This window comes from Paenisporosarcina sp. TG20, from assembly GCF_000286315.1.
GTDB lineage: Bacteria > Bacillota > Bacilli > Bacillales_A > Planococcaceae > Paenisporosarcina.
Genome location: NZ_ALJG01000102.1, coordinates 1 through 2,929, shown reverse-complemented (window position 1 = coordinate 2,929; position 2,929 = coordinate 1). Strand labels below are relative to the sequence as shown.

Sequence of the window (2,929 nt, the reverse complement as noted above, 5' to 3'; positions counted from 1 at the left end):
TTAAGTTAATAAGGGCGCACGGTGAATGCCTTGGCACTAGGAGCCGATGAAGGACGGTACTAACACCGATATGCTTCGGGGAGCTGTAAGTAAGCTTTGATCCGGAGATTTCCGAATGGGGAAACCCACTGTTTTTAATCGAACAGTACGTTTACGTGAATACATAGCGTAATCGTGGCACACCCAGGGAACTGAAACATCTAAGTACCTGGAGGAAGAGAAAGAAATATCGATTCCCTGAGTAGCGGCGAGCGAAACGGGAAGAGCCCAAACCAAGAAGCTTGCTTCTTGGGGTTGTAGGACACTCAATACGGAGTTACAAAGGAACGAGTTAGACGAAGCGATCTGGAAAGGTCCGCCGGAGCAGGTAAAAGCCCTGTAGTCGAAAGTTCGTTCTCTCCTGAGTGGATCCTGAGTACGGCGGAACACGTGAAATTCCGTCGGAATCTGGGAGGACCATCTCCCAAGGCTAAATACTCCCTAGTGACCGATAGTGAACCAGTACCGTGAGGGAAAGGTGAAAAGCACCCCGGAAGGGGAGTGAAATAGATCCTGAAACCGTGTGCCTACAAGTAGTTAGAGCCCGTTAATGGGTGATAGCGTGCCTTTTGTAGAATGAACCGGCGAGTTACGATTGCATGCAAGGTTAAGCTGATAAGGCGGAGCCGCAGCGAAAGCGAGTCTGAATAGGGCGATAGAGTATGTAGTTGTAGACCCGAAACCAGGTGATCTACCCATGTCCAGGGTGAAGGTAAGGTAACACTTACTGGAGGCCCGAACCCACGCACGTTGAAAAGTGCGGGGATGAGGTGTGGGTAGCGGAGAAATTCCAATCGAACCTGGAGATAGCTGGTTCTCTCCGAAATAGCTTTAGGGCTAGCCTCAATATGAGAATCCTGGAGGTAGAGCACTGTTTGGACTAGGGGCCCATCCCGGGTTACCGAATTCAGACAAACTCCGAATGCCAGAGATTTATAATTGGGAGTCAGACTGCGAGTGATAAGATCCGTAGTCAAGAGGGAAACAGCCCAGACCACCAGCTAAGGTCCCAAAGTAATTGTTAAGTGGAAAAGGATGTGGCGTTGCTTAGACAACCAGGATGTTGGCTTAGAAGCAGCCATCATTTAAAGAGTGCGTAATAGCTCACTGGTCGAGTGACGCTGCGCCGAAAATGTATCGGGGCTAAACAATTCACCGAAGCTGTGGATTGACACTTAGGTGTCAATGGTAGGAGAGCGTTCTAAGGGCGTTGAAGCTAGACCGGAAGGACTGGTGGAGCGCTTAGAAGTGAGAATGCCGGTATGAGTAACGAAAGACGGGTGAGAATCCCGTCCACCGAATGACTAAGGTTTCCTGAGGTAGGCTCGTCCGCTCAGGGTTAGTCGGGACCTAAGTCGAGGCCGATAGGCGTAGACGATGGACAACAGGTTGATATTCCTGTACCACCACTCCACCGTTTGAGTAATGGGGGGACGCAGAAGGATAGGGTAAGCGCGCTGTTGGTTATGCGCGTTCAAGCAGTGAGGCGTGGAATGAGGCAAATCCCGTTCCTATAACGTTGAGCTGTGATGACAAGGACCGTAAGGTCTGGAGTTCCTGATTTCACACTGCCAAGAAAAGCCTCTAACGAGGTGGAAGGTGCCCGTACCGCAAACCGACACAGGTAGTCGAGGAGAGAATCCTAAGGTGAGCGAGAGAACTCTCGTTAAGGAACTCGGCAAAATGACCCCGTAACTTCGGGAGAAGGGGTGCTCTATTAGGGTGTTAAAGCCCGAGAGAGCCGCAGTGAATAGGCCCAGGCGACTGTTTAGCAAAAACACAGGTCTCTGCAAAACCGTAAGGTGACGTATAGGGGCTGACGCCTGCCCGGTGCTGGAAGGTTAAGAGGAGTGCTTAGCGCAAGCGAAGGTGCGAATTGAAGCCCCAGTAAACGGCGGCCGTAACTATAACGGTCCTAAGGTAGCGAAATTCCTTGTCGGGTAAGTTCCGACCCGCACGAAAGGCGTAACGATCTGGGCACTGTCTCAACGAGAGACTCGGTGAAATTATAGTACCTGTGAAGATGCAGGTTACCCGCGACAGGACGGAAAGACCCCGTGGAGCTTTACTGTAGCCTGATATTGAATTTTGGTACAACTTGTACAGGATAGGTAGGAGCCTGAGAATCCGGAGCGCCAGCTTCGGAAGAGGCGTCAGTGGGATACTACCCTGGTTGTATTGAACTTCTAACCCTTGCCCCTTATCGGGGTAGGAGACAGTGTCAGGCGGGCAGTTTGACTGGGGCGGTCGCCTCCTAAAGTGTAACGGAGGCGCCCAAAGGTTCCCTCAGAATGGTTGGAAATCATTCGAAGAGTGTAAAGGCATAAGGGAGCTTGACTGCGAGACCTACAAGTCGAGCAGGGTCGAAAGACGGGCTTAGTGATCCGGTGGTTCCGCATGGAAGGGCCATCGCTCAACGGATAAAAGCTACCCCGGGGATAACAGGCTTATCTCCCCCAAGAGTCCACATCGACGGGGAGGTTTGGCACCTCGATGTCGGCTCATCGCATCCTGGGGCTGTAGTCGGTCCCAAGGGTTGGGCTGTTCGCCCATTAAAGCGGTACGCGAGCTGGGTTCAGAACGTCGTGAGACAGTTCGGTCCCTATCCGTCGTGGGCGCAGGAAATTTGAGAGGAGCTGTCCTTAGTACGAGAGGACCGGGATGGACACACCGCTGGTGTACCAGTTGTTCTGCCAAGGGCATCGCTGGGTAGCTATGTGTGGCCGGGATAAGTGCTGAAAGCATCTAAGCATGAAGCCCCCCTCAAGATGAGATTTCCCATTACGAAAGTAAGTAAGATCCCTCAAAGACGATGAGGTAGATAGGTTCGAGGTGGAAGCACGGTGACGTGTGTAGCTGACGAATACTAATCGATCGAGGACTTAACCAA

The 2,929-nt window shown here is 51.9% G+C and carries 1 rRNA gene; it reads left to right on the top strand.

The features are described from left to right. Nucleotides 1–2,929 (top strand): 23S ribosomal RNA (locus B371_RS0100820).